Annotated in this window: 14 protein-coding genes; 13 read left to right on the top strand and 1 reads right to left on the bottom strand. The window is 61.8% G+C overall.

Translation table 11 applies throughout. The features are described from left to right. The first annotated feature begins 90 nt into the window (after positions 1-90). The 7 genes from HJ583_RS16785 to HJ583_RS16755 all read left to right on the top strand — a co-directional run bounded on the left by HJ583_RS16785 (position 91) and on the right by HJ583_RS16755 (position 7482). Positions 91-1050, top strand: a complete 960-nt coding sequence (locus HJ583_RS16785) for a bifunctional riboflavin kinase/FAD synthetase (RefSeq protein WP_170023006.1) — start codon at positions 91-93, stop codon at positions 1048-1050. Beyond that, on the top strand, positions 1043-3835 hold the full coding sequence (ileS, locus tag HJ583_RS16780) for an isoleucine--tRNA ligase (protein ID WP_170023005.1): 2793 nt from the start codon (positions 1043-1045) through the stop codon (positions 3833-3835). Before HJ583_RS16785 ends, ileS begins: the two co-directional genes overlap by 8 nt. Continuing rightward, positions 3832-4326 carry a signal peptidase II gene (gene lspA, locus HJ583_RS16775; protein WP_170023004.1) on the top strand — a complete coding sequence of 165 codons (495 nt, stop codon included), beginning with the start codon at positions 3832-3834 and terminating at the stop codon, positions 4324-4326. The genes ileS and lspA overlap by 4 nt, the downstream gene beginning before the upstream one ends. After that, positions 4323-4754: an FKBP-type peptidyl-prolyl cis-trans isomerase gene (locus HJ583_RS16770; RefSeq protein WP_170023003.1), complete on the top strand. Its 432-nt coding sequence runs from the start codon at positions 4323-4325 to the stop codon at positions 4752-4754. Before lspA ends, HJ583_RS16770 begins: the two co-directional genes overlap by 4 nt. 21 nt (positions 4755-4775) lie before the next feature. Next, positions 4776-5708 carry a 4-hydroxy-3-methylbut-2-enyl diphosphate reductase gene (gene ispH / locus HJ583_RS16765; RefSeq protein WP_170023002.1) on the top strand — a complete coding sequence of 311 codons (933 nt, stop codon included), beginning with the start codon at positions 4776-4778 and terminating at the stop codon, positions 5706-5708. A 146-nt stretch (positions 5709-5854) separates the two neighbouring features. Further along, positions 5855-6469: a DUF47 domain-containing protein gene (locus tag HJ583_RS16760; RefSeq protein WP_235943907.1), complete on the top strand. Its 615-nt coding sequence runs from the start codon at positions 5855-5857 to the stop codon at positions 6467-6469. Between the two features lie 5 nt (positions 6470-6474). Then, entirely contained in the window at positions 6475-7482 is a 1008-nt protein-coding gene (locus HJ583_RS16755) for an inorganic phosphate transporter (RefSeq protein ID WP_101944014.1), read from the top strand. 65 nt (positions 7483-7547) lie between these two features. On the opposite strand, the gene HJ583_RS16750 is transcribed toward HJ583_RS16755, so the two are convergent. Further along, entirely contained in the window at positions 7548-9329 is a 1782-nt protein-coding gene (locus tag HJ583_RS16750) for an ABC transporter ATP-binding protein (protein ID WP_170023000.1), read from the bottom strand. Between the two features lie 163 nt (positions 9330-9492). On the opposite strand from HJ583_RS16750, the gene HJ583_RS16745 reads away from it, so the two are divergent. The 6 genes from HJ583_RS16745 to HJ583_RS16720 form a co-directional block, all read left to right on the top strand. Beyond that, on the top strand, positions 9493-11091 hold the full coding sequence (locus HJ583_RS16745) for a phospholipid carrier-dependent glycosyltransferase (protein ID WP_170022999.1): 1599 nt from the start codon (positions 9493-9495) through the stop codon (positions 11089-11091). A gap of 186 nt (positions 11092-11277) precedes the next feature. Further along, positions 11278-11598 carry a hypothetical protein gene (locus HJ583_RS16740; RefSeq protein WP_101944019.1) on the top strand — a complete coding sequence of 107 codons (321 nt, stop codon included), beginning with the start codon at positions 11278-11280 and terminating at the stop codon, positions 11596-11598. Between the two features lie 20 nt (positions 11599-11618). After that, positions 11619-13814: a type I secretion system permease/ATPase gene (locus HJ583_RS16735; protein ID WP_170022998.1), complete on the top strand. Its 2196-nt coding sequence runs from the start codon at positions 11619-11621 to the stop codon at positions 13812-13814. Continuing rightward, positions 13814-15196, top strand: coding sequence for an HlyD family type I secretion periplasmic adaptor subunit (locus tag HJ583_RS16730; RefSeq protein WP_170022997.1), 1383 nt, complete (start codon positions 13814-13816; stop codon positions 15194-15196). The genes HJ583_RS16735 and HJ583_RS16730 overlap by 1 nt, the downstream gene beginning before the upstream one ends. A 6-nt stretch (positions 15197-15202) precedes the next feature. Next, positions 15203-15820, top strand: coding sequence for a response regulator transcription factor (locus tag HJ583_RS16725; RefSeq protein WP_170022996.1), 618 nt, complete (start codon positions 15203-15205; stop codon positions 15818-15820). A 149-nt stretch (positions 15821-15969) separates the two neighbouring features. Next, positions 15970-20476 (top strand): retention module-containing protein (locus HJ583_RS16720; protein WP_170022995.1); only part of this gene is annotated, 4507 nt, incomplete at its 3' end.

Here is a 20476-nt window from a genome sequence, read left to right as displayed (position 1 = left end):
TTCAACGCACGAACTACGGCAGAAGCCAGACGGCGCGCAGACTTTCCACGCCCCCGCAAGCTATAATCAGCCCTTTTTCCAGCAGCTTTCATGCGCATCTTCAGGGGTATCCGGGCACACATCAGTGAGCCATGCGTGCTGACCATCGGCAATTTCGATGGTGTGCACCTCGGCCACAAGGCGCTGCTCGCCCGTGTCCGCGCCAAAGCCGCCGAACTGGGCCTGCCGGCCACCGTGCTGTGTTTCGAGCCACATCCGCGCGAGTATTTCGCGCCTGACACCGCTCCGCCGCGCCTGTGCAGCATGTGGCGCAAACTGGCGCTGCTGCAGGCCGCCGGTGTCGACCAGATCTGTGTGCAGCCCTTCAATGCCGACTTTGCCGATCTGGATGCGGATACCTTCATCCGTCAGGTGCTGGTGGAGGGCATGCAGGTGCGCCACCTGATGATCGGTGACGACTTCCGCTTCGGTCGTGGCCGCAATGGCGATTTCGAAGCCTTGCAGGAAGCCGGCGCACGCTACGGTTTCAGTGTCGAGGCGATGGGAACAGAAGAGGTCGCCGGTGAGCGAGTCTCCAGCTCTGCCGTACGCGAAGCGCTGCAGGCGGGCCAGATTGAACATGCCACGCGTCTGCTCGGCGAACCCTTCGTGGTTGAAGGCTGGGTACAGCATGGCGACAAGATCGGCCGCACCATCGGCTTTCCGACTGCCAACATCCGGATGCGCCAGCAGACCCTGCCACTCTCGGGCATTTTCGCGGTGACCGTAGATGGCGGCCCGCTGAAACATGCGGTAGGCGCCGCCAGCATCGGTTACCGCCCGACGATTGCCGAAGGCCTCGCGCTGCGTGTGGAGGTCTTCATTCTCGATTACTCCGGCGATCTCTATGGAGAACGTCTATCAGTGCGCTTCTGGCACAAACTGCGCGACGAGAAGAAATATGACTCGCTGGACGCCCTCAAGGCGGCGATCGGCAAGGATTGTGATGATGTGCGGGCATGGTTTGCCACGCACCCCGAGTATTTGAGCTTGCGAGAACAACATGGCTGACTACAAACCGACCCTGAACATGCCGGACACCCCCTTCCCGATGCGCGGCGATCTGCCCAAGCGCGAACCGGGCTGGGTGCAGCAGTGGCAGCAGAAGAATCTCTACGCAAAAATCCGCAAGGCTTCGGCGGGGCGCCCGCGCTTCGTACTGCATGATGGCCCGCCCTACGCTAACGGCAACATCCACATCGGCCACGCGCTGAACAAGATCCTCAAGGACATCATCATCCGCTCCAAAACCCTGGCAGGTTTTGACGCCCCTTATGTGCCGGGCTGGGATTGCCACGGTCTGCCGATCGAACACAAGATCGAAGTCACCCACGGCAAGAAGTTGCTCGCCGACAAGGTGCGCGAGCTGTGTCGCAGCTACGCCAACGAACAGGTTGAAGGTCAGAAGAAAGATTTCATCCGCCTGGGCGTGCTCGGCGAATGGGACAACCCCTACAAGACCATGGACTTCGGCAACGAGGCCGGAGAAATCCGCGCGCTCGGCACCATGGTCAAGAATGGCTGGGTGTTCAAGGGCCTCAAGCCGGTGAACTGGTGTTTCGATTGCGGCTCGGCGCTTGCCGAAGCTGAAGTCGAGTACGAGGACAAGAAGTCCGACGCCATTGACGTGGCCTTCACCTGCGCGGTACCGGATCAGCTCGCCGTGGCCTTCCGCATGGATGCGCTGCCCAAGCCGGCCGCCATCGTGATCTGGACTACCACGCCCTGGACCATTCCCGCCAATCAGGCGCTGAACATCCACCCGGAACACCGTTATGCGCTGGTCGATGTGGGTGACCGCCTGCTGGTGCTGGCCGAAGAGCTGGTGACGGAATGCCTCAAGCGCTACAAGTTGCACGGAGAGATCCTTGGTCTGGCCGAGGGTTCGCGCCTTGCCGGCATCACCTTCCAGCACCCCTTCTACGACCGCGTCTCGCCGGTGTATCTCGCCGATTACGTCGGCGTGGATGCCGGCACCGGCATCGTGCACTGCGCGCCCGCTTACGGCGCAGACGACTTCAACATATGGCGTGCGAACGGCCGTGGCTTTGACGAGATCCTTAACCCGGTGCAGGGCAATGGCGTGTACGTACCTAGCCTGGAATTCTTTGGCGGCCAGTTCATCTGGAAGGCCAACCCGAACATCGTCGCCAAGCTGGAAGAAGTCGGCGCCTTGCTCAAGCACGAAGTCATCACGCACAGCTACATGCACTGCTGGCGCCACAAGACGCCGGTGATCTACCGCGCCACCGCACAGTGGTTCGTCGGCATGGATCACAAGCCTGACAGCACGACCAGCCTGCGCGAACGCGCCCTGCAAGCGGTTGAAGACACCGCCTTCTTCCCCGCCTGGGGCAAGCCGCGCCTGCATGCCATGATCGCCGGCCGGCCAGACTGGTGCATCTCGCGCCAGCGCAACTGGGGCGTGCCGATCCCCTTCTTCCTGCACAAGGAAACGGGCGAATTGCATCCGCGCACCGTGGAGCTGATGGAAGAGGTCGCCCAGCGTGTCGAGAAAGAAGGCATCGAAGCCTGGTTCAAGCTCGATGCGGCCGAACTGCTCGGCGCCGACGCCGCACACTACGACAAGATCAGCGATACGCTGGACGTGTGGTTCGACTCGGGCACCACCCACGCTCACGTCATGCGCGGCTCGCACCCGGATCAGCACGGCTACCCGGCCGACCTGTATCTGGAAGGCTCAGACCAGCATCGCGGCTGGTTCCACAGCTCGCTCCTGACCGGTTGCACCATCGACGGCCGCGCACCCTACAAGGCCCTGCTGACCCACGGCTTCGTGGTCGATGCGCAAGGCCGCAAGATGAGCAAGTCGCTCGGCAACACCGTGGTGCCGCAGGAAGTCACCGACAAGCTCGGTGCCGAAATCCTGCGCCTGTGGGCCGCCAGCACCGACTACTCGGGCGAAGTCTCAATCGGCAAGGAAATCCTCGACCGCGTGATCGAGGTCTATCGCCGCGTGCGCAACACCTTGAGATTCCTGCTTGCCAACACCGCCGACTTCGATTTCGCAACAGACGCGCTACCGGTCGAACAATGCTTTGAAATTGACCGCTACGCCCTGAGCCTGACCCGGCAACTGGCCGCAGGCGCAGAGGCTGACTACGCGAAGTATGAGTTCCACCGCATCGTGCAGGCCCTGCAGCTGTTCTGCTCGGATGATCTGGGCAGCTTCTACCTCGATATCCTCAAGGACCGCCTCTACACCAGCGCCACCAAGTCCATCGCCCGTCGCTCGGCACAGACCGCGCTGTGGCACATCACCCAGACCCTGGTGAAGCTCATGGCACCGATCCTCTCTTTCACCGCCGAGGAAGCCTGGGCCGTGATGAGTGCGGATGCCGACGACAGCGTGATGCTCCACGCCTTCCACCAACTGCCCGAGCTGACGACCGATGAGGTCCTGGTCGCGCGCTGGGCAACGATCCGCACCGTGCGCGCTGAAGTCATGAAGGAAATCGAAGCCGTGCGTACGGACGGTCAGGTTGGCTCGTCCCTGCAAGCCGAAGTCACCGTGCACGCCAGTGGCGCCAAATTCGCGGCGCTCGCTGCACTGGGCGATGATCTGCGCTTTGTGCTCATCACCTCAGCGGTCAGTGTGGTCGAAGTAAGGGCGGAAACTGACGAGAAGATCGTCGTTACACCTTCCGGCCACCAGAAGTGCGGCCGCTGCTGGCATTACCGTGCCGATGTGGGTCGCAATCCGGAGCATCCTGAGCTGTGCGGCCGGTGCGACGACAACCTGCACGGAGCCGGCGAAGCACGGAGCCTTGCATGAAGCGTTTCACACTCTGGCTGATGCTGGCACTGGCCGTGATCGGGCTGGACCAGTGGAGCAAGCTCGCGGTACTAGCGCACTTTGCCGAGTACGAATCGCTGCCGGTCACGGGCTTTTTCAATCTGGTGCTGGTCTATAACCCAGGCGCGGCCTTCAGCTTTCTCGCCGGGCATGATGGCTGGCAACGCTGGTTTTTCGTCACGCTGGCGGCTGTGATCTGTTCCTGGCTGCTGCGCCTGATCTGGCTGCATCGTACCGAGATCCTGCAGCCGGCAGCCTTCGCCCTCGTCGTGGGAGGCGCCATTGGCAATGTGATCGACCGCCTGGCCCATGGAAAAGTGGTCGATTTCCTCGACTTTTACCTGGGCAGCTATCATTGGCCGGCCTTCAACCTCGCCGATTCGGCCATCTGCCTCGGCGTGGCCCTGATGATTCTGGCCCAGCTGCGTGAGAGCCGCCGCGAAAACCAACAGAAAGCCAAGCCCCAATGAGCACTATCCAGCCCGACAGCCTCGTCACCCTGAACGTTCGCATTGCCCACGCAGAGTCCGGCACAGTGATGTTTTCATCCTTCGAAGCCACCCCAATGACGCTGAAACTCGGCACGGGCGAGTTGATGCCCTCCATCGAGTCGCGCCTGCTCGGTCTGGGCGCCGGACATCGGGAAACCTTCCGTCTGGAGTCCGGCGAGGCCTTCGGCCCTTACCGTCAGGAACTCGTCGAGAAGGTCGCACGCGAACACGTGCCGGCCAGCATGGAGCTGGCTGAAGACACCGTGTTTGCCTTCACCGCACCGGACGGCAGTCAGTACCCCGGTCTGGTACGCAAGCTCACCGACGAATACGCCCTAGTCGACTTCAACCACCCCCTTGCCGGCCACGCCGTGAGCGTGGAAGTGGAAGTCATCGGCGCGATCTGAGTTTCATCCGAAAGCCAGCATATGAGCAATTCCGAAATTCTCCTCGCCAACCCACGCGGTTTCTGTGCCGGTGTCGAGCGTGCCATCTCCATCGTCGAACGTGCCATCGCTGTGCACGGCGCACCGATCTATGTGCGTCATGAAGTCGTGCACAACAAATTCGTGGTCGAAGACCTGCGCGCAAAGGGCGCCATCTTCATCGAAGACCTGAACGAAGTACCCGCAGGCGCGACCCTGATCTTCTCGGCCCACGGCGTACCCCAAGAAGTGCGCCGCCAGGCTGAAGCCCGCGACTTACGAGTGTTTGACGCCACCTGCCCGTTGGTCACCAAGGTACACGTGGAAGTAGCCAAGATGCGTGAAGCCGGGCGTGAAATCGTCATGATCGGCCACAAGGGCCACCCGGAAGTGGAAGGCACCATGGGCCAGGCGGAGTCCGGTATGTATCTGGTCGAATCCGTGGAGGAAGTGGCAGCCCTTCAGGTGCGCGACGAGAATTTGCTCGCCTACGTGACCCAGACCACCCTCTCGGTCGACGACGCCCAAGTTATCGTTGATGCGCTCAAGGCGCGCTTCCCGGCCATCGTCGGGCCGAAAAAAGACGATATCTGCTACGCCACCCAGAACCGCCAGGATGCCGTGAAATTCATGACTCCGTTAGTCGATCTGGTGATCGTGGTCGGTTCGAAGAACAGCTCGAACTCCAATCGCCTGCGCGAAGTGGCCGCCCTGCGCAATGTGCCGGCCTATCTGGTAGACAACGCCGCCGGGCTCGATCCGGCCTGGCTCGCCGGCAAGCGCCGAATCGGGGTAACCGCAGGCGCGTCAGCACCGGAAATCCTGGTCAATGAAGTGATCGCTCGTCTCAAGGAACTGGGAGCCAGCAGCGTGCGGCCACTCGATGGTGCGATCGAAAACATCACCTTCCCGATCCCGAAGGAATTGCAAGCCTGAGGCCCGCTTTGCCGTGATGCGGCAATGTGTGACAGATCAGACAAGTCCTTCATTTAATTGTAACAAGGCAAGACCTTGGCCCTTTCGGGCTGATATCATCGCGCCTTCTTTTCAAACACGACTGCGCTCCCATGTTCGGACGATTCATGCCCCGCGAGGGCCGTTTTTTCGATTTTTTCAATGCACATGCCGAGCAGGTCGTGCTGGCAGCCCAGCAACTGGTTGCCCTGATGTCGGCCAGCCCTGAAGACATGCCCGGCATCGTGTCGGCAATCGACGAAATCGAGACGCAGGCAGACAAGATCACCCACGACACGGTGGCACTGCTCCACACCACCTTCATCACGCCCTTTGACCGTGACGCAATCCACGCGCTGGTCAATGACCTCGATGACATCGTCGACGCCATCCAGGACGTGGCCGAAGGCATCAGCCTGTACAACATCCGCCGCATGACACCGGACGCGGTACAGATGGCCGAGCTGACCCTCTCCTGTTGCGAACGGGTACGCCAGATCATCAAGCTGATCGGTGACATGGAACACGCCAGTGACATCCTGCGCACCTGTCGTGAGATCGAGCAGCTCGAATCCGACTGTGATCGCGTGATGCGCTCCGCCTTGGGCCGCGTGTTCCGTGATGAACGTGATCCGCTGCAAGTGATCAAGATGAAGGCCATTTATGAAGGCTTGGAAAAGATCACCGATCACTGCGAAGACGTGAGCAAGGTTGTCGAAGGTCTGGTGCTGGAAAACGCCTGATCGCTATGGAAACCGTGCAAATCAGCCTGTACGTGGTAATCGCGCTGGTCGCGCTCGCCCTGATTTTCGACTTTCTGAACGGCTTTCACGACGCAGCCAACGCAATCGCCACGATTGTCTCCACCGGCACGCTCAAGCCGACCCAGGCGGTCGCCATGGCAGCCTTCTTCAACTTTGTCGCCATCTTCGTCTTCCACCTCAAGGTGGCCGCTACGGTTGGCAAGGGCATCGTTGACCCGAGCGTGGTGGATCACTACGTGGTGTTCGGCGCTCTGATGGGGGCTGTGAGCTGGAACGTCATCACCTGGTATTTCGGCATTCCGTCGAGTTCCTCACATGCCCTGATCGGTGGCATCGTTGGAGCAACGATGGCCAAGGCGGGCAGCGCTCCGCTGATCTGGACCGGTATCGGCAAGACCGTGGCCTTCATCGTGATCTCCCCGATGCTCGGCATGTTGCTGGGCTCGATCATGATGCTGATCGTGTCACACAGCTTTTTCCATAGCACACCCACCAAGGTTGACCGCTGGTTCCGCCGTTTCCAGATCGTCTCGGCCAGTGCCTATAGCCTCGGCCACGGCGGCAATGACGCCCAGAAAACCATCGGCATCATCTGGCTGCTGCTGATTACCACAGGGTATCTGGGACAGGATTCGGAGCTGCCGATCTGGGTCATCATTTCCTGCTACTCGGCCATTGGCTTCGGCACGCTTTTTGGCGGCTGGCGCATCGTCAAGACCATGGGGCAAGGCATCACCAAGCTCAAGCCTTACAGCGGCTTCTGCGCCGACAGCGGCGGTGCGATCACGCTCTATCTCGCAACCTGGCTTGGAATCCCGGTATCCACCACCCACACCATCACGGGCGCCATCGTCGGCGTAGGCTCCTCGCGCCGCTTCTCAGCCGTGCGCTGGGGCCTGGCAGGCAGCATCGTGTGGGCCTGGGTGCTGACCATTCCTTGCAGTGCGCTGATAGCAGCGATCTCCTGGTGGATCGGCCGACAGATCCTCTAAGTGTTCAAAGGATTGAAAAAAGGCGTGTCCGCGGACACGCCTTTTTTGTATCTACCGCAGATACCTCAGGCGGCCTGGATCGCCACCATACGCCCGAAGTGCGTGGCCGGGTCGGCTGCCAGTTCGGCAAAACGGCCCTGCTCGACGATCTGCCCCTGCTCGAAAACCACCACTTGGTCCGCCTCCCGCAGAGTGCTGATGCGGTGCGCAACGATGATCAGGGTGCGCCCCGGCGCAAACTCGTTCATCAGGCGCTGAGTCACTTGCTGCTCGGTTGCGGAATCGAGTGCAGAGGTCGCTTCGTCCATCAACAGGATCGGCGCGTCACGACAGATCGCCCGTGCAATGCCGACCCGCTGACGCTCGCCACCGGAGAGTGCATGCCCCTTCTCGCCCACCGAGGTATCGAGCCCCTCGGGCAAGCGCGCGATGAGTTCGTCGAGGCAGGCGATCCGACAAGCCCGCGCGAGTAGCTCAGCGGATACTTCGCGCATCATGGTGAGATTTTCTTTCAACGAGAAATTGAACAGCTCGGTTTCCTGCAGTACCACCGCGACCTTGCTGGTCAGCGCTTCGTGGCGGATCTCGGCTACTGGCGTAGTGCCAATGCTCAAGCTGCCGTGCTCCAGGTGATACAGACCCAGCATCAGCTTGATCAAGGTCGACTTGCCCGAGCCGGAGTGTCCGGCAATGCCCAGCACGCTGCCGCGCGGAATATCCAAGGTCATGGGCCCCACTGCCGGCTTGTCCCCATAACGAAAACTGGCGTTTTTCAAACGGATCGCATCCCACTCGGTGGGAAAACGCGCCTTACCCTGGGCCAACGTATTGCACCCCCAGAAGATTGACATCATTCGCCCAAGATTGGATTTGCGCTCGATCATCAGCTGAATCTTGTCGGTGAACTCGATTGAGGCTTCGCGCAAACGGTCGAAATAGGCCGCGTAGGTCAGGAAGAAGCCGGCCAGCAGCGCCCCCTGCATCACCATCCAGCCGATCACCAGCAGGAACGCACCCCAGGCAATACTGTTGTGGATCTGAAAACACATCCACTTCGTGTTCGACAAGCGCAGCCGCTCGTAGGAAAGCTGGCGCGCCAGCTCTTCACGACGGGCCACATTGCTGGTCATGTTATCCGCCGCGCCAAGTGCCTTCACGGCAAGGATGTTGGACGCACTCTCCACAAAGCTGCCACTGGCGTTCTCCATCGATTTATTGATGCGATCCGACAACTTCGCGATGCGATAGTCGAAATAGAACTCCACGCTGAGCAGAATCCCCAGGTAGTAGGCAAAGAACAAGATGAACGCAGGGTGCAACAGCATGCAGGCAATCAGCGAACCCACGAAGGCAGCCACTGCCGAGCTGAGGCTGTTGACCATGTCACCGGTCCATTCGCGCACCGATTCGGAACCCGTCAGGATTCGCTGGGCCTTGTTGCCGGTGCTCTCCTGCTGGTGCCAGGCCAGCGAATAATCGAGCAGGCGCTCAAACCCCCACACCTTGGCGCGATAGCGCGCATTCAAGCTGATTCGCCCGAGCATACGTTTCGATGACAGGCGTACCAGCGCAACCACCGCGTGGCTGCCCGCCAACACGCCAACCAGCCACCACAGCTGACTCACTGCTGGGCGCGCATCCGGCGCCGCCGCGCCATATGCAATCAGGAAGTTAGCGATCATGCCGATCAACAGCGGCGGCACCAGCGTGTAGAACATCACTGCCAGCAAGACCAGCAGGAACAACAGATAGAACCAGCGCTCTTCGGCAAGAAAGAACCACAGCGCTCGCGGCAGATCACGAAAACGGAAGACCAGTTCGTCGGACTTTGGATCAGGCTGCAGCATCAGGCATTCACTCCGCTCTGGGGCGCAAGATGCGCCGCTCATACATTGTACGCGGCCGATCGCACTGCATCATTGACACTACCCGCAGGCGCCCAGCACACTCCTGCCCGCATCACGCTTCAGCATGGCGCAGCAAGACGCCGCTCAGGGACAGGACGACAAGATGGCAAAGCCGAAAAACCAGAATCCAAGCGCAGCTCCGGCTGCCTCCGCCACAGCCGCCGTTAACGGCAACGGCGCTTCGCAAAAGGTCTTCGATGCCATCGAGCGCATCCCGGGCTGGCTGCGCACCACGCTATGCTTCCTCATCGTGCTGGCGATCGGCTGGTGCATGTACTTCGTTGGCCATGCCGAGCCCAAGTATGCTTTCTGGGACGAGAACTATCACCTCACCTCAGCCCAGCGCTATATCGACGGCGTGGCCTACCTCGAAACCCATCCGCCGCTCGGAAAATTGCTGATCGCCGTTGGCGAAAAACTCTCCGGTGCCAATCCCGGCATCGACAAGAGCGCGCTTTCACGCACCACCTACATTGACGGCGACAAGCTGCCGGAGGGCTTCTCCTTCGCCGGCATGCGCCTGATGCCCGCACTCTTCGGCGCCCTGGCCGCCTTGCTGTTTTTCGGCTTGATGCTGGAGCTCACCGGCAACCGCCTCGTCGCCCTGCTCTTCAGCTCGCTCTATCTGTTTGAGAATGCCTTCATCGTGCATTTCCGCGCAGTCCATCTGGATAGCTTCCAGATGTTCTTCAGCCTAGGCGCACTCTGGCTGTTCATGCGCATGTGGAAACAGGAAGAACGCATTCCGCTCTGGCAATATGCCGCCAGCGCCGCCCTGTGCGGGCTGGCGATCATGGTCAAGATCAACGCCGCCCTGCTGTTGGCGCTCTTCCCAGTTTTGTATTTCAAGGATGCCGGCACCCGTGAAGCGGGCTGGGATGTCGCAGCACAGTTGCGCCACTTCGCCCTCAAGAGCGCCACAGCCATCGCCAGCATCGCTGTGGTGGCGCTGTGCGTGTTCACAGTGCATGCGTTGGTCGGCACCGAAGCGCCGCGCCCGCAGGATCCACTCGGCGAAAAAGACCTTCCGCACATGTCCAGCACCTACAAGGACTACCTTAACCTCAAGCAGCCACTCACCCCCTCAACGCTGCTGGCCATCACTGGCGATTACTTCAGCTTCATGCGGGTGGACAACCAGGGCGTACCCAAGCTGGATGTCTGCAAACCGGGCGAGAACGGCTCTCACCCTCTGAACTGGCCCTTGCACAACAAGACCATCAATTACCGCTGGGATTCGGCCGACGGCTTCACCCGCTATGTACAGCTCGCTGGCAATCAGGTGAGCTGGTACCTAGGACTTGCCGCGGTACTGCTCTCGATCCTGACCATTGCCAACCGCCGCCTCTTCGGCGTGGAATCTGGTGCTGGCCGCAGCTATGCGCTGATCGAAGTATTCACCGGTCTGTATCTGGTCTTCATGCTGCTCCATCTGTATCTGGGCGCACAGCGCGTGATGTATCTCTATCACTACTTCCTGGGCCTCTTGATCAGTTACATCCTGATCGTGCTGAACTGGCAGAACCTGTGCGAGCTGAATCAGATCAAGGCGCGCACCCGCCTCCTGATCGTGGCCGGCATGAGCGTGCTGATCATTGCCAGCAGCCTGTTCTTCCTGCCACTCAACAACCACAAGCCACTCAACAAGGAGCAATGCGAGCGCCGCAACGTGTTCTCGCATATTGTTGACTGCCAGGGCTGAACGCCTGCGCAGCATTCAGGAAGCCCGCCCGGCTGCCGTTATTGATGGCAGCGGGCGGGCTTCGTGCCACTCCGGCCGTGAAATCAGTCACGAACACCTGCGCAGACACAGTTCGTGACAAGGCGCTGCCACGCCCTTCGGCGGCACCACTGATAAAGTAGGCACCCTGTTCGAAAGCCAACAGCCATGCCTTACATCCGTCGTTCTGCAACAGGGGAAATCGTCGCCCTGTTGCATGAAGCCAGCCCCGACGCCCAAGAGTTCCAGTCTGCCACCACGCCTGAAGTCTGTGCTTTTCTCGGCCTGCCGATGATCAACAACTTCGCCGGTCTGGATGCTGACTTTATCCGGGTAATGGAGGATCTGATCGACGTGATGCTGGATAAGGGCCTGCTACGCCTCACCGACCTTCCTGCGGAAGCCCAGCGCAAGCTGCTAGCCCGCAAGGACATGCGGCGTAGAATGCAGGGCGCCCTTGATCTGCTGGGTGGCAACGACGTGATCTGACCCCGGACCCTGCGCACCCGATGAGCGACTCAAACCCAAGCGCCACCCCGGCCACGCCTCCCGCTGGCTCCGAAGCCAGTTGGCTACTGGGCGCCCACAAAGCCCACCTCGATCCGCTGCTGGAATGCCTAGTGCAGCTCACCCGCATCCACGGCAAGCCGTGGAGCGCCGAAGCCCTCGCTGCCGGCCTACCCAAAGCAGATCACCTTCTGCCGCCGTCCCAATTTGCCCGCGCCGCTGCGCGCGCGAGCCTCAACGCCCGTCTGTTGCGCAAGGATCCAGCCGATATCGACGCGCGCCTGCTGCCCGCCGTACTGCTGCTGCACGGCAAGCGCGCCTGCCTGCTGCTTGATCACACGCCAGACGGGAAATTCCGCATTTCGCTGCCGGAAGCGCCGGAGAGCAGCATCGTGATCAGCGCGGTGGAGCTTGAAGATGCCTACGCTGGCATTGCCATCATCGTGCGGCCACGCTTCCGTTTTGACGAACGCGCGCCTGAAGTGCACAAGCTGCGTGGCCAGCACTGGTTCTGGAGCGCCATGCTCGGCAACTGGCGCCTCTACCGTGATGTGCTGGCCGCTGCGCTGCTGGTCAATGTGTTCGCACTGGCCATCCCGATGTACTCAATGAACGTGTACGACCGGGTGGTGCCGAATCACGCCATTGAAACGCTGTGGGTGCTGTCCATCGGCGCCCTGTTGATCCTGTTCTTCGACTTTGCCTTGCGCAGCATCCGTGCCTTCATCATCGACACGGCCAGCAAGCGGGTCGATGTCACCCTCTCGGCACGCATCATGGAGCGTGTGCTGGGCGTGAAGCTCGCCGCGCGCCCGATCTCGGTCGGCTCCTTTGCTTCCAACCTGAGAGCCTTCGAAGGCGTGCGTGATTTCATTGCTTCGGCGACCGTCACTGCGCTGGTGGATCTCCCCTTCGTACTAATCTTCCTGTTGGCGATGCTGTGGATCTCGCCCTGGCTGATTTTGCCGGCCGTATTCGGCATGCTGGCGGTCGTTGCGGTGGCGCTGTTCTCCCAAGGCAAGATGCATGAACTGACGGAAACCACCTATCGAGCTTCGGCCCAGCGCAACGCCGGCCTGATTGAAAGCTTGGTCGGCCTGGAAACCATCAAGACTCTTGGCGCAGAAAGCGAGATGCAGCGCCGCTGGGAGCGTGCCACCCTGTTCATCGCACAGGTCGGCGCGCGCACCCGTCTGCTCTCGTCCACCACGATGAATTTCGCGCAGACCACCCAGCAAGCGGTCAACATCATCACCATCATCCTCGGGGTGTACCTGCTCACCGACAATCAGGTCTCCATGGGCGGCATCATCGCCGCAGGCATGCTCTCGGGCCGCGCCCTAGCACCACTGGGACAAGTCGCAGGCCTGATGATGCAGTTCCAGAACGCGCGAACCGGCCTCAATTCGGTGGATTCACAGATGCAACTGCCCGTCGAGCGGCCAGAGGAAGCCAGCTTCCTGCACCGCGCCAGCTTCCGCGGCGATATCGAATTCAAGGAGGTTGGATTTGCCTATCCCGGCAACGAGCAGAAGGTTCTGCGCAAGATTTCCTTCAAACTCAAGGCCGGCGAAAAGGTCGGCATCATCGGCCGCATCGGCTCCGGCAAGACCACGCTCGAACGCCTCATCCTCGGGCTTTACGAACCCACCGAGGGCGCAGTCCTGATCGATGGCGTGGATGCCCGCCAGATCGATCCGGCAGAACTGCGCCGCGCCATTGGCTTCGTGCCGCAGGACGTGACCCTGTTCTTCGGCAGCCTCAAGCAGAACATCATGATGGGCTCACCCCTGGCCAGCGATGCGGCAGTGCTCGCTGCTGCCGAGCTGGCGGGGGTCACCGAATTCGCCAATGCCCATCCGCAAGGGTTCGATATGCCGATTGGCGAGCGTGGTGAGTCTCTCTCCGGAGGTCAGCGTCAGGCGGTAGCCATTGCCCGTGCGGTGATCAACGATCCGCCCATGTTGCTGCTCGACGAACCCACCAGCAGCATGGATCACCAGAGCGAAGAGCAACTCAAGCAGCGCCTGCGCGGCTATGCCGCTGGCAAGACAGTGATTCTGGTCACCCATCGCACGTCCCTGCTGGATCTGGTCGACCGCTTGATCGTGATCGACTCCGGCACCATCGTGGCCGATGGCCCCAAGGCTCAGGTCGTTGAAGCCCTGCAGCACGGACGCATCGGGAGGGCCGCGTGATGCAAACACTGCAGCGCCTGTATGCCCGTCTCTCGGCCCTGTACGACCGGGCCATCGACTACGCCGAGCGCAACGAAATCCACGACGACGACGATTTCGGTGCCGATGCCCACTGGGCGCTGGCCGAGCAATCGCCGCGCGGTGCGCGAATTGCGGTGCTGGCCTCGGCACTGGCCCTGCTGCTACTTGTGGTGTGGGCGGCCCTGGCCGAGCTGGACGAAGTTACCAAGGGCGAAGGAAAGGTCATTCCCTCGCGCCAGGTACAGGTCATTCAAAGCCTGGATGGCGGCTTGGTCTCCGAGATTCTGGTGCGTGAAGGCCAGCTCGTGAAGAAAGGCCAGTTACTGCTGAAGATCGATCCGACCCGCTTTGTTTCCAATCTCAAGGAAAACCGTTCCGAGTACCTGTCACTGCTGGCCAAGGCCGAACGCCTGCAAGCCATCGCCGAGACCCGTCCCTTCGTGCCCCCGCCCGAAGTCGTCACAGAGGCGCCCGAAATCGTCGCGCAAGAGCAGGCTTTGTTCGAGGCCGTGCGCAGCGAACTGCTCAACAGCATTGGCATCGCCCAGCAGCAACTCACCCAACGCGGTCAGGAGCTTAAGGAAATCCGTGCACGTCGCGAATCGGCCGAGCAAGGTTATGAGCTGACCCGCCAGGAACTTGAGAAAACACGCCCGCTGGCGCGTACAGGGGCTGTTTCCGATGTTGAACTGCTGCGTCTGGAGCGTGATGTATCGCGCTATCGTGGCGAACGCGATATGGCCAATGCCCAGATCCCTCGCATCGAGTCCGCCATTGCCGAAGCTCAGCGCAAGATCCAGGAAGTGAATCTGGGCATCCGCAACAAGGCCCGCACCGAATTGTCCGAAGTCAGCTCACGCCTGGGCCGCCTCTCGGAAGGCAGCGTCGCGCTGGAAGACCGGGTCAAGCAATCCGAAATCCGCTCACCCGTGAATGGCACGGTCAAGCAGTTGCTGGTCAATACCGTCGGCGGTGTCGTTCAGCCCGGCCGCGACATCATCGGCATCGTGCCGAGCGACGATGCCCTGCTGCTCGAAGCCAAGGTACTGCCACGCGACATCGCCTTCCTGCGTCCGGGGCAGAAAGCGCTGGTCAAGTTCACGGCCTACGATTTTGCTATCTACGGCGGCCTCGAAGCCAAGCTCGAACACATCGGCGCAGACTCGATTACCGACGACAAGGGCAACTCCTATTACATCGTACGGGTGCGAACCGACAAGAGCGTGATCGGCGCCGAAAACCTGCCGATCATCCCCGGCATGATTGCCGAGGTCGATATCCTCACCGGCAAGAAAACCATCCTTGCCTACCTGATGAAACCCGTCCTGCGTGCTCAGGCCAATGCCCTGCGCGAACGCTGAGTCCACATGCCGCATCACGAATTTTCGATCCTCACCGACGACGAAACCGTCTTTGCCCGTTTCCGCCTGCTAGCCGATCAATGGGTCATCCACCGCCTCAGTGGCGCCGCCAGTATTCCCCGGCAAACTGCGGGCAGCCTGATCGTCATCGACAGCAATGCCCACGCCCTGCCCGCCCCCGGGCATCCGGACTGGCAAAGCTGGAGCCAGCAGCACAAGCTGATCGTAGCCAGCAGCCTGCCGAGCGACGACGAAGGCCTCGCCTTCCTCGAAGCAGGTGTCAGCGGCTATTGCCAGGCCTATGCCCCCCCTGCCACGCTGAGCCAGGTGCTTGAGGTTGTTGCCAGCGGTGAGCAATGGGTTGGCAGAAGCCTGCTGACCCGGCTGCTGCGCGGGCTGAACCGTCAGCGCGCCGTACAGGGAGAGGACTGGAGCAGTCGACTCTCCGAGCGCGAACGCGAAGTGGCGCGCCTCGCCGCCTCAGGTGAATCCAATCTTTTCATCGCCGGAGCGCTGAACATCACCGAGCGTACGGTGAAGGCTCACCTGAGCGCCTGTTTCAACAAGCTGGATGTCACCGACCGACTCCAGCTTGCCCTCAAGGTTCACGGCCTCCGCCCCTGAGAAAAACCCCTTCTGAAGAGGTTTTGCGGCATTTTTCGTGGCGTGTGACACATCGCGACGAAAAACTGTACCCAGGTACAATACGAGCACGCTGCACTGCGTCGTAAATTCCGGCTCATTCCTACTAAAAGCCGGAAAAGAGACCCCGCATGGCAGCCTCCAAGTCCACCACTCCCGCCCTCAGCGCCAATGTTGTCCGCATCGACGGCAAGGCCTATCTGCGTACCCCCGAAGGTCTGATTGCCCTTAAAGCCGGGGACCGCATCGAGCAGGGACAGGAAATCGTGGTGGACGCCAAGGGTCAGTTGCAGATCCGCCTGCCCAATGGCGAGCTGCTTGACCTTGGCGGTGGCCGCAGCGTACGTGCCGATGAAGACATGCTCGGCCAGAACACCGAGCGCAGCGAGGCCGCGGTCAAGACACCCTCGGCAACAGACGCCGAAGCGGTTCTAGCCGCACTGAACGCCGGTGAGGATCCTTTTGCTACGTTGGATCCTGCTGCTGCGGGCCTGGGTGCAGGTGGTGCAGAGGGTGGTCACGGCTTCGTGCGCCTTTTGCGCATCACAGAAGAACTCTCACCGCTCGAATTCCAGAGTGGAACGTCCTTTGTCGCCGAAGCGATCAACATCCCTAACGGCAACGATGACACCCCGCAAGCCGCCACCCCGGCAGGCATCCAGCCGCCCTCCCCCAGCATCAGCCTGAATTCGAACATCACGCCGGACGACATCATCAACGCCACTGAAGCGGGCCAATCGATTGCAATCACCGGCAGCGTGGGCGGGGACGCCAAGGTGGGTGACACCGTCACCCTCACCGTCAATGGTAAGGATTTTGTGGGGACGGTCGCCGCGGACAAGTCCTTCAGCATCAATGTGCCGGGGGCTGATCTGGTCGCGGATAACGACAGTACGATCGACGCGCGCGTAATCACCACTGACGCCGCTGGCAACACCAGCAGCGCCACGAGTCGCGAAAGTTATTCGGTCGACACCAACCCTCCCAGCGTTGTCGTCAACGTCACCGACAGCGCACTGAACAGCGGAGACAAGGTCTCTACCGTTACCTTCACTTTCAGCGAAGCACCCGGTGGCTTTAGCGCTGCGGATATCACCGCAGTAGGCGGCACAATCAGTGGGCTGACTGCCACGTCCGATCCGAGAATCTTTACGGCGACCTTCACCGCCACTGACGGCTTCTCCGGCACTGGCAGCGTGACCGTAGCCAATGCCAGCTATACCGACTCTGCGGGCAACCCCGGCACAAGCGGCAGCGATACAGTCGCAATCGATACTGTTGCGCCAGGCGTCAGCGTCAATATCGTCGACACCGCGCTGAACAACGGCGACAAGATTTCCACTGTCACTTTTACCTTCAGTGAAGCGCCTAGCGGCTTTAGCGCCGCAGATATCACAGCGGTAGGCGGCACAATCAGTGGTCTCACTGCCACCGCAGACCCGAAGGTCTTTACAGCGACCTTCACCGCAACCGACGGCTTCTCCGGCACTGGCAGCGTAACCGTGGCCAATGCCAGCTACACCGATGCTGCAGGAAACTCTGGTACAGCTGGCAGCGATACAGTCGCAATCAATACTGTTGCACCAGGCGTCACCGTCGATATCGTCGACACCGCCCTCAACGTCGCCGACAAGGTCTCCACCGTCACCTTCAGCTTCTCCGAAGCCCCGGTGGGCTTCACGGCAGCTGACATCACGGCTGTCGGCGGCACGATCTCGGGGCTCACCGCCACCGCCGATCCGAAGGTCTTTAGCGCGACCTTCACCGCGAATGACGCCTTCACCGGCACCGCTTCCGTGTCGGTTGCCGCTGGCTCCTACACCAATGCCGCCGGCAATGCCGGCACGGCCGGTTCGGACTCCGTGCCGGTCGATACCGCCCCGCCCGTGCCGACCATCACCCTCGACGCGTCGATCACGCCGGACGACATCATCAACGCCACCGAGGCCGGTCAATCCATTGCGATCACCGGCACCGTCGGTGGCGACGCCAAGGTGGGTGACACCGTCACCCTCACCGTCAATGGCAAGGACTTCAGTGGCACCGTCGTCAGCACCGCAGGGGTGCTCGGCTTCAGCATCGCGGTGCCGGGTGCTGATCTGGTCGCTGACAGCAATGCCACCATTCAGGCCTCCGTCAGCACGACCGATGCCGCCGGTAACAGCGCATCGGCTACCGACACCGAGGCTTACTCCGTCAACACTGGAGCCCCCACGGTCACCGTCGATATCGTCGATGCGGCCCTCAATGTCGCCGACAAGGTCTCCACCGTCACCTTCAGCTTCTCCGAAGCCCCGGTGGGCTTCACCGCCGCCGACATCAGCGCCGTGGGCGGTACCGTCACTGGCCTGACCCAGGTGGATGCCACCCACTGGACCGCCACCTTCACCGCGAATGATGCCTTCACCGGCACCGCTTCGGTGTCGGTTGCTGCAGGCTCCTACACCAATGCCGCCGGCAATGCCGGCACGGCAGGCACGGACTCCGTGCCGGTCGATACCGCCCCGCCCGTGCCGACCATCACCCTCGACGCGTCGATCACGCCGGACGACATCATCAACGCCACCGAGGCCGGTCAATCCATTGCGATCACCGGCACCGTCGGTGGCGACGCCAAGGCCGGTGACACCGTCACCCTCACCGTCAATGGCAAGGACTTCAGTGGCACCGTCGTCAGCACCGCAGGGGTGCTCGGCTTCAGCATCGCGGTGCCGGGTGCTGATCTGGTCGCTGACAGCAATGCCACCATCGACGCACGGGTGACCACGACCGATGCCGCTGGCAACTCCGCGTCCGCCACCGACACCGAGGGCTACTCCGTCAACACCGGAGCCCCCACGGTCACCGTCGATATCGTCGATGCGGCACTCAATGTCGCCGACAAGGTCTCCACCGTCACCTTCAGCTTCTCCGAAGCCCCGGTGGGCTTCACCGCCGCCGACATCAGCGCCGTGGGCGGTACCGTCACTGGCCTGACCCAGGTGGATGCCACCCACTGGACCGCCACCTTCACCGCGAATGATGCCTTCACCGGCACCGCTTCGGTGTCGGTCGCTGCAGGCAGCTACACCAATGCCGCCGGCAACGCCGGCACGGCCGGCACAGACTCCGTGCCGGTCGATACCGCCCCGCCCGTGCCGACCATCACGCTCGACGCGTCGATCACGCCGGACGACATCATCAACGCCACCGAGGCCGGTCAATCCATTGCCATCACCGGCACCGTCGGCGGTGACGCCAAGGCCGGTGACACCGTCACCCTCACCGTCAATGGCAAGGACTTCAGTGGCACCGTCGTCAGCACCGCCGGTGTGCTCGGCTTCAGCATCGCTGTGCCGGGCGCCGATCTGGTCGCTGACAGCGACGCCACCATCGATGCACGTGTGACCACGACCGATGCCGCCGGCAACAGCGCGTCCGCCACCGACACCGAGGCTTACTCCGTCAACACCGGCGCACCGACAGTGACCGTCGATATCGTCGATGCGGCCCTCAACGTCGCCGACAAGGTCTCCACCGTCACCTTCAGCTTCTCCGAAGCCCCGGTGGGCTTCACCGCCGCCGACATCAGCGCCGTGGGCGGTACCGTCACTGGCCTGACCCAGGTGGATGCCACCCACTGGACCGCCACCTTCACCGCGAATGATGCCTTCACCGGCACCGCTTCGGTGTCGGTCGCTGCAGGCAGCTACACCAATGCCGCCGGCAACGCCGGCACGGCCGGCACAGACTCCGTGCCGGTCGATACCGCAGCACCCGTGCCGACCATCACGCTCGACGCGTCGATCACGCCGGACGACATCATCAACGCCACCGAGGCCGGTCAATCCATTGCGATCACCGGCACCGTCGGTGGCGACGCCAAGGTGGGTGACACCGTCATCCTCACCGTCAATGGCAAGGACTTCAGTGGCACCGTCGTCAGCACCGCCGGGGTGCTCGGCTTCAGCATCGCTGTGCCGGGCGCCGATCTGGTCGCTGACAGCGACGCCACCATCGATGCACGTGTGACCACGACCGATGCCGCCGGCAACAGCGCGTCCGCCACCGACACCGAGGGCTATTCGGTCAACACCGGCGCACCGACAGTGACCGTCGATATCGTCGATGCGGCACTCAACGTCGCCGACAAGGTCTCCACCGTCACCTTCAGCTTCTCCGAAGCCCCGGTGGGTTTCACCGCGGCGGACATCAGCGCTGTGGGCGGTACCGTCTCCGGCCTGACCCAGGTGGATGCCACCCACTGGACCGCCACCTTCACCGCGAATGACGCCTTCACCGGCACCGCTTCGGTCTCGGTTGCCGCAGGCTCCTACACCAATGCCGCCGGCAATGCCGGCACGGCCGGCACGGACTCCGTGCCGGTCGATACCGCACCGCCCGTGCCGACCATCACGCTCGATGCGGCCATCACGCCGGACGACATCATCAACGCCACCGAAGCCGGTCAATCCATTGCGATCACCGGTGTGGTCGGGGGGGATGCCAAGGTGGGTGACACCGTCACCCTCACCGTCAACGGCAAGGACTTCAGCGGCAGCGTCGTCAGCACCGCCGGTGTGCTCGGCTTCAGCATCGCTGTGCCGGGCGCGGATCTCGTGGCCGACAGCGACGCCACCATTCAGGCCTCCGTCACCA

This window comes from Uliginosibacterium aquaticum (assembly GCF_012972705.2).
GTDB lineage: Bacteria > Pseudomonadota > Gammaproteobacteria > Burkholderiales > Rhodocyclaceae > Uliginosibacterium > Uliginosibacterium aquaticum.
Note: the sequence above shows the minus strand (reverse complement) of the source record. Positions and strands in the feature narration are given on the sequence as shown.

Excerpts from the sequence above, each read along its gene's own strand:
- HJ583_RS16725 (WP_170022996.1), top strand. The coding sequence starts at position 15,203 with ATGCCGCATCACGAATTTTCGATCCTCACCGACGACGAAACCGTCTTT.
- HJ583_RS16730 (WP_170022997.1), top strand. The coding sequence starts at position 13,814 with ATGCAAACACTGCAGCGCCTGTATGCCCGTCTCTCGGCCCTGTACGAC.
- HJ583_RS16760 (WP_235943907.1), top strand. The coding sequence starts at position 5,855 with ATGCCCCGCGAGGGCCGTTTTTTCGATTTTTTCAATGCACATGCCGAG.
- HJ583_RS16750 (WP_170023000.1), bottom strand. The coding sequence starts at position 9,329 with ATGCTGCAGCCTGATCCAAAGTCCGACGAACTGGTCTTCCGTTTTCGT.
- HJ583_RS16735 (WP_170022998.1), top strand. The coding sequence starts at position 11,619 with ATGAGCGACTCAAACCCAAGCGCCACCCCGGCCACGCCTCCCGCTGGC.
- HJ583_RS16740 (WP_101944019.1), top strand. The coding sequence starts at position 11,278 with ATGCCTTACATCCGTCGTTCTGCAACAGGGGAAATCGTCGCCCTGTTG.
- HJ583_RS16745 (WP_170022999.1), top strand. The coding sequence starts at position 9,493 with ATGGCAAAGCCGAAAAACCAGAATCCAAGCGCAGCTCCGGCTGCCTCC.
- HJ583_RS16770 (WP_170023003.1), top strand. The coding sequence starts at position 4,323 with ATGAGCACTATCCAGCCCGACAGCCTCGTCACCCTGAACGTTCGCATT.
- ispH (WP_170023002.1), top strand. The coding sequence starts at position 4,776 with ATGAGCAATTCCGAAATTCTCCTCGCCAACCCACGCGGTTTCTGTGCC.
- lspA (WP_170023004.1), top strand. The coding sequence starts at position 3,832 with ATGAAGCGTTTCACACTCTGGCTGATGCTGGCACTGGCCGTGATCGGG.
- ileS (WP_170023005.1), top strand. The coding sequence starts at position 1,043 with ATGGCTGACTACAAACCGACCCTGAACATGCCGGACACCCCCTTCCCG.
- HJ583_RS16755 (WP_101944014.1), top strand. The coding sequence starts at position 6,475 with ATGGAAACCGTGCAAATCAGCCTGTACGTGGTAATCGCGCTGGTCGCG.
- HJ583_RS16785 (WP_170023006.1), top strand. The coding sequence starts at position 91 with ATGCGCATCTTCAGGGGTATCCGGGCACACATCAGTGAGCCATGCGTG.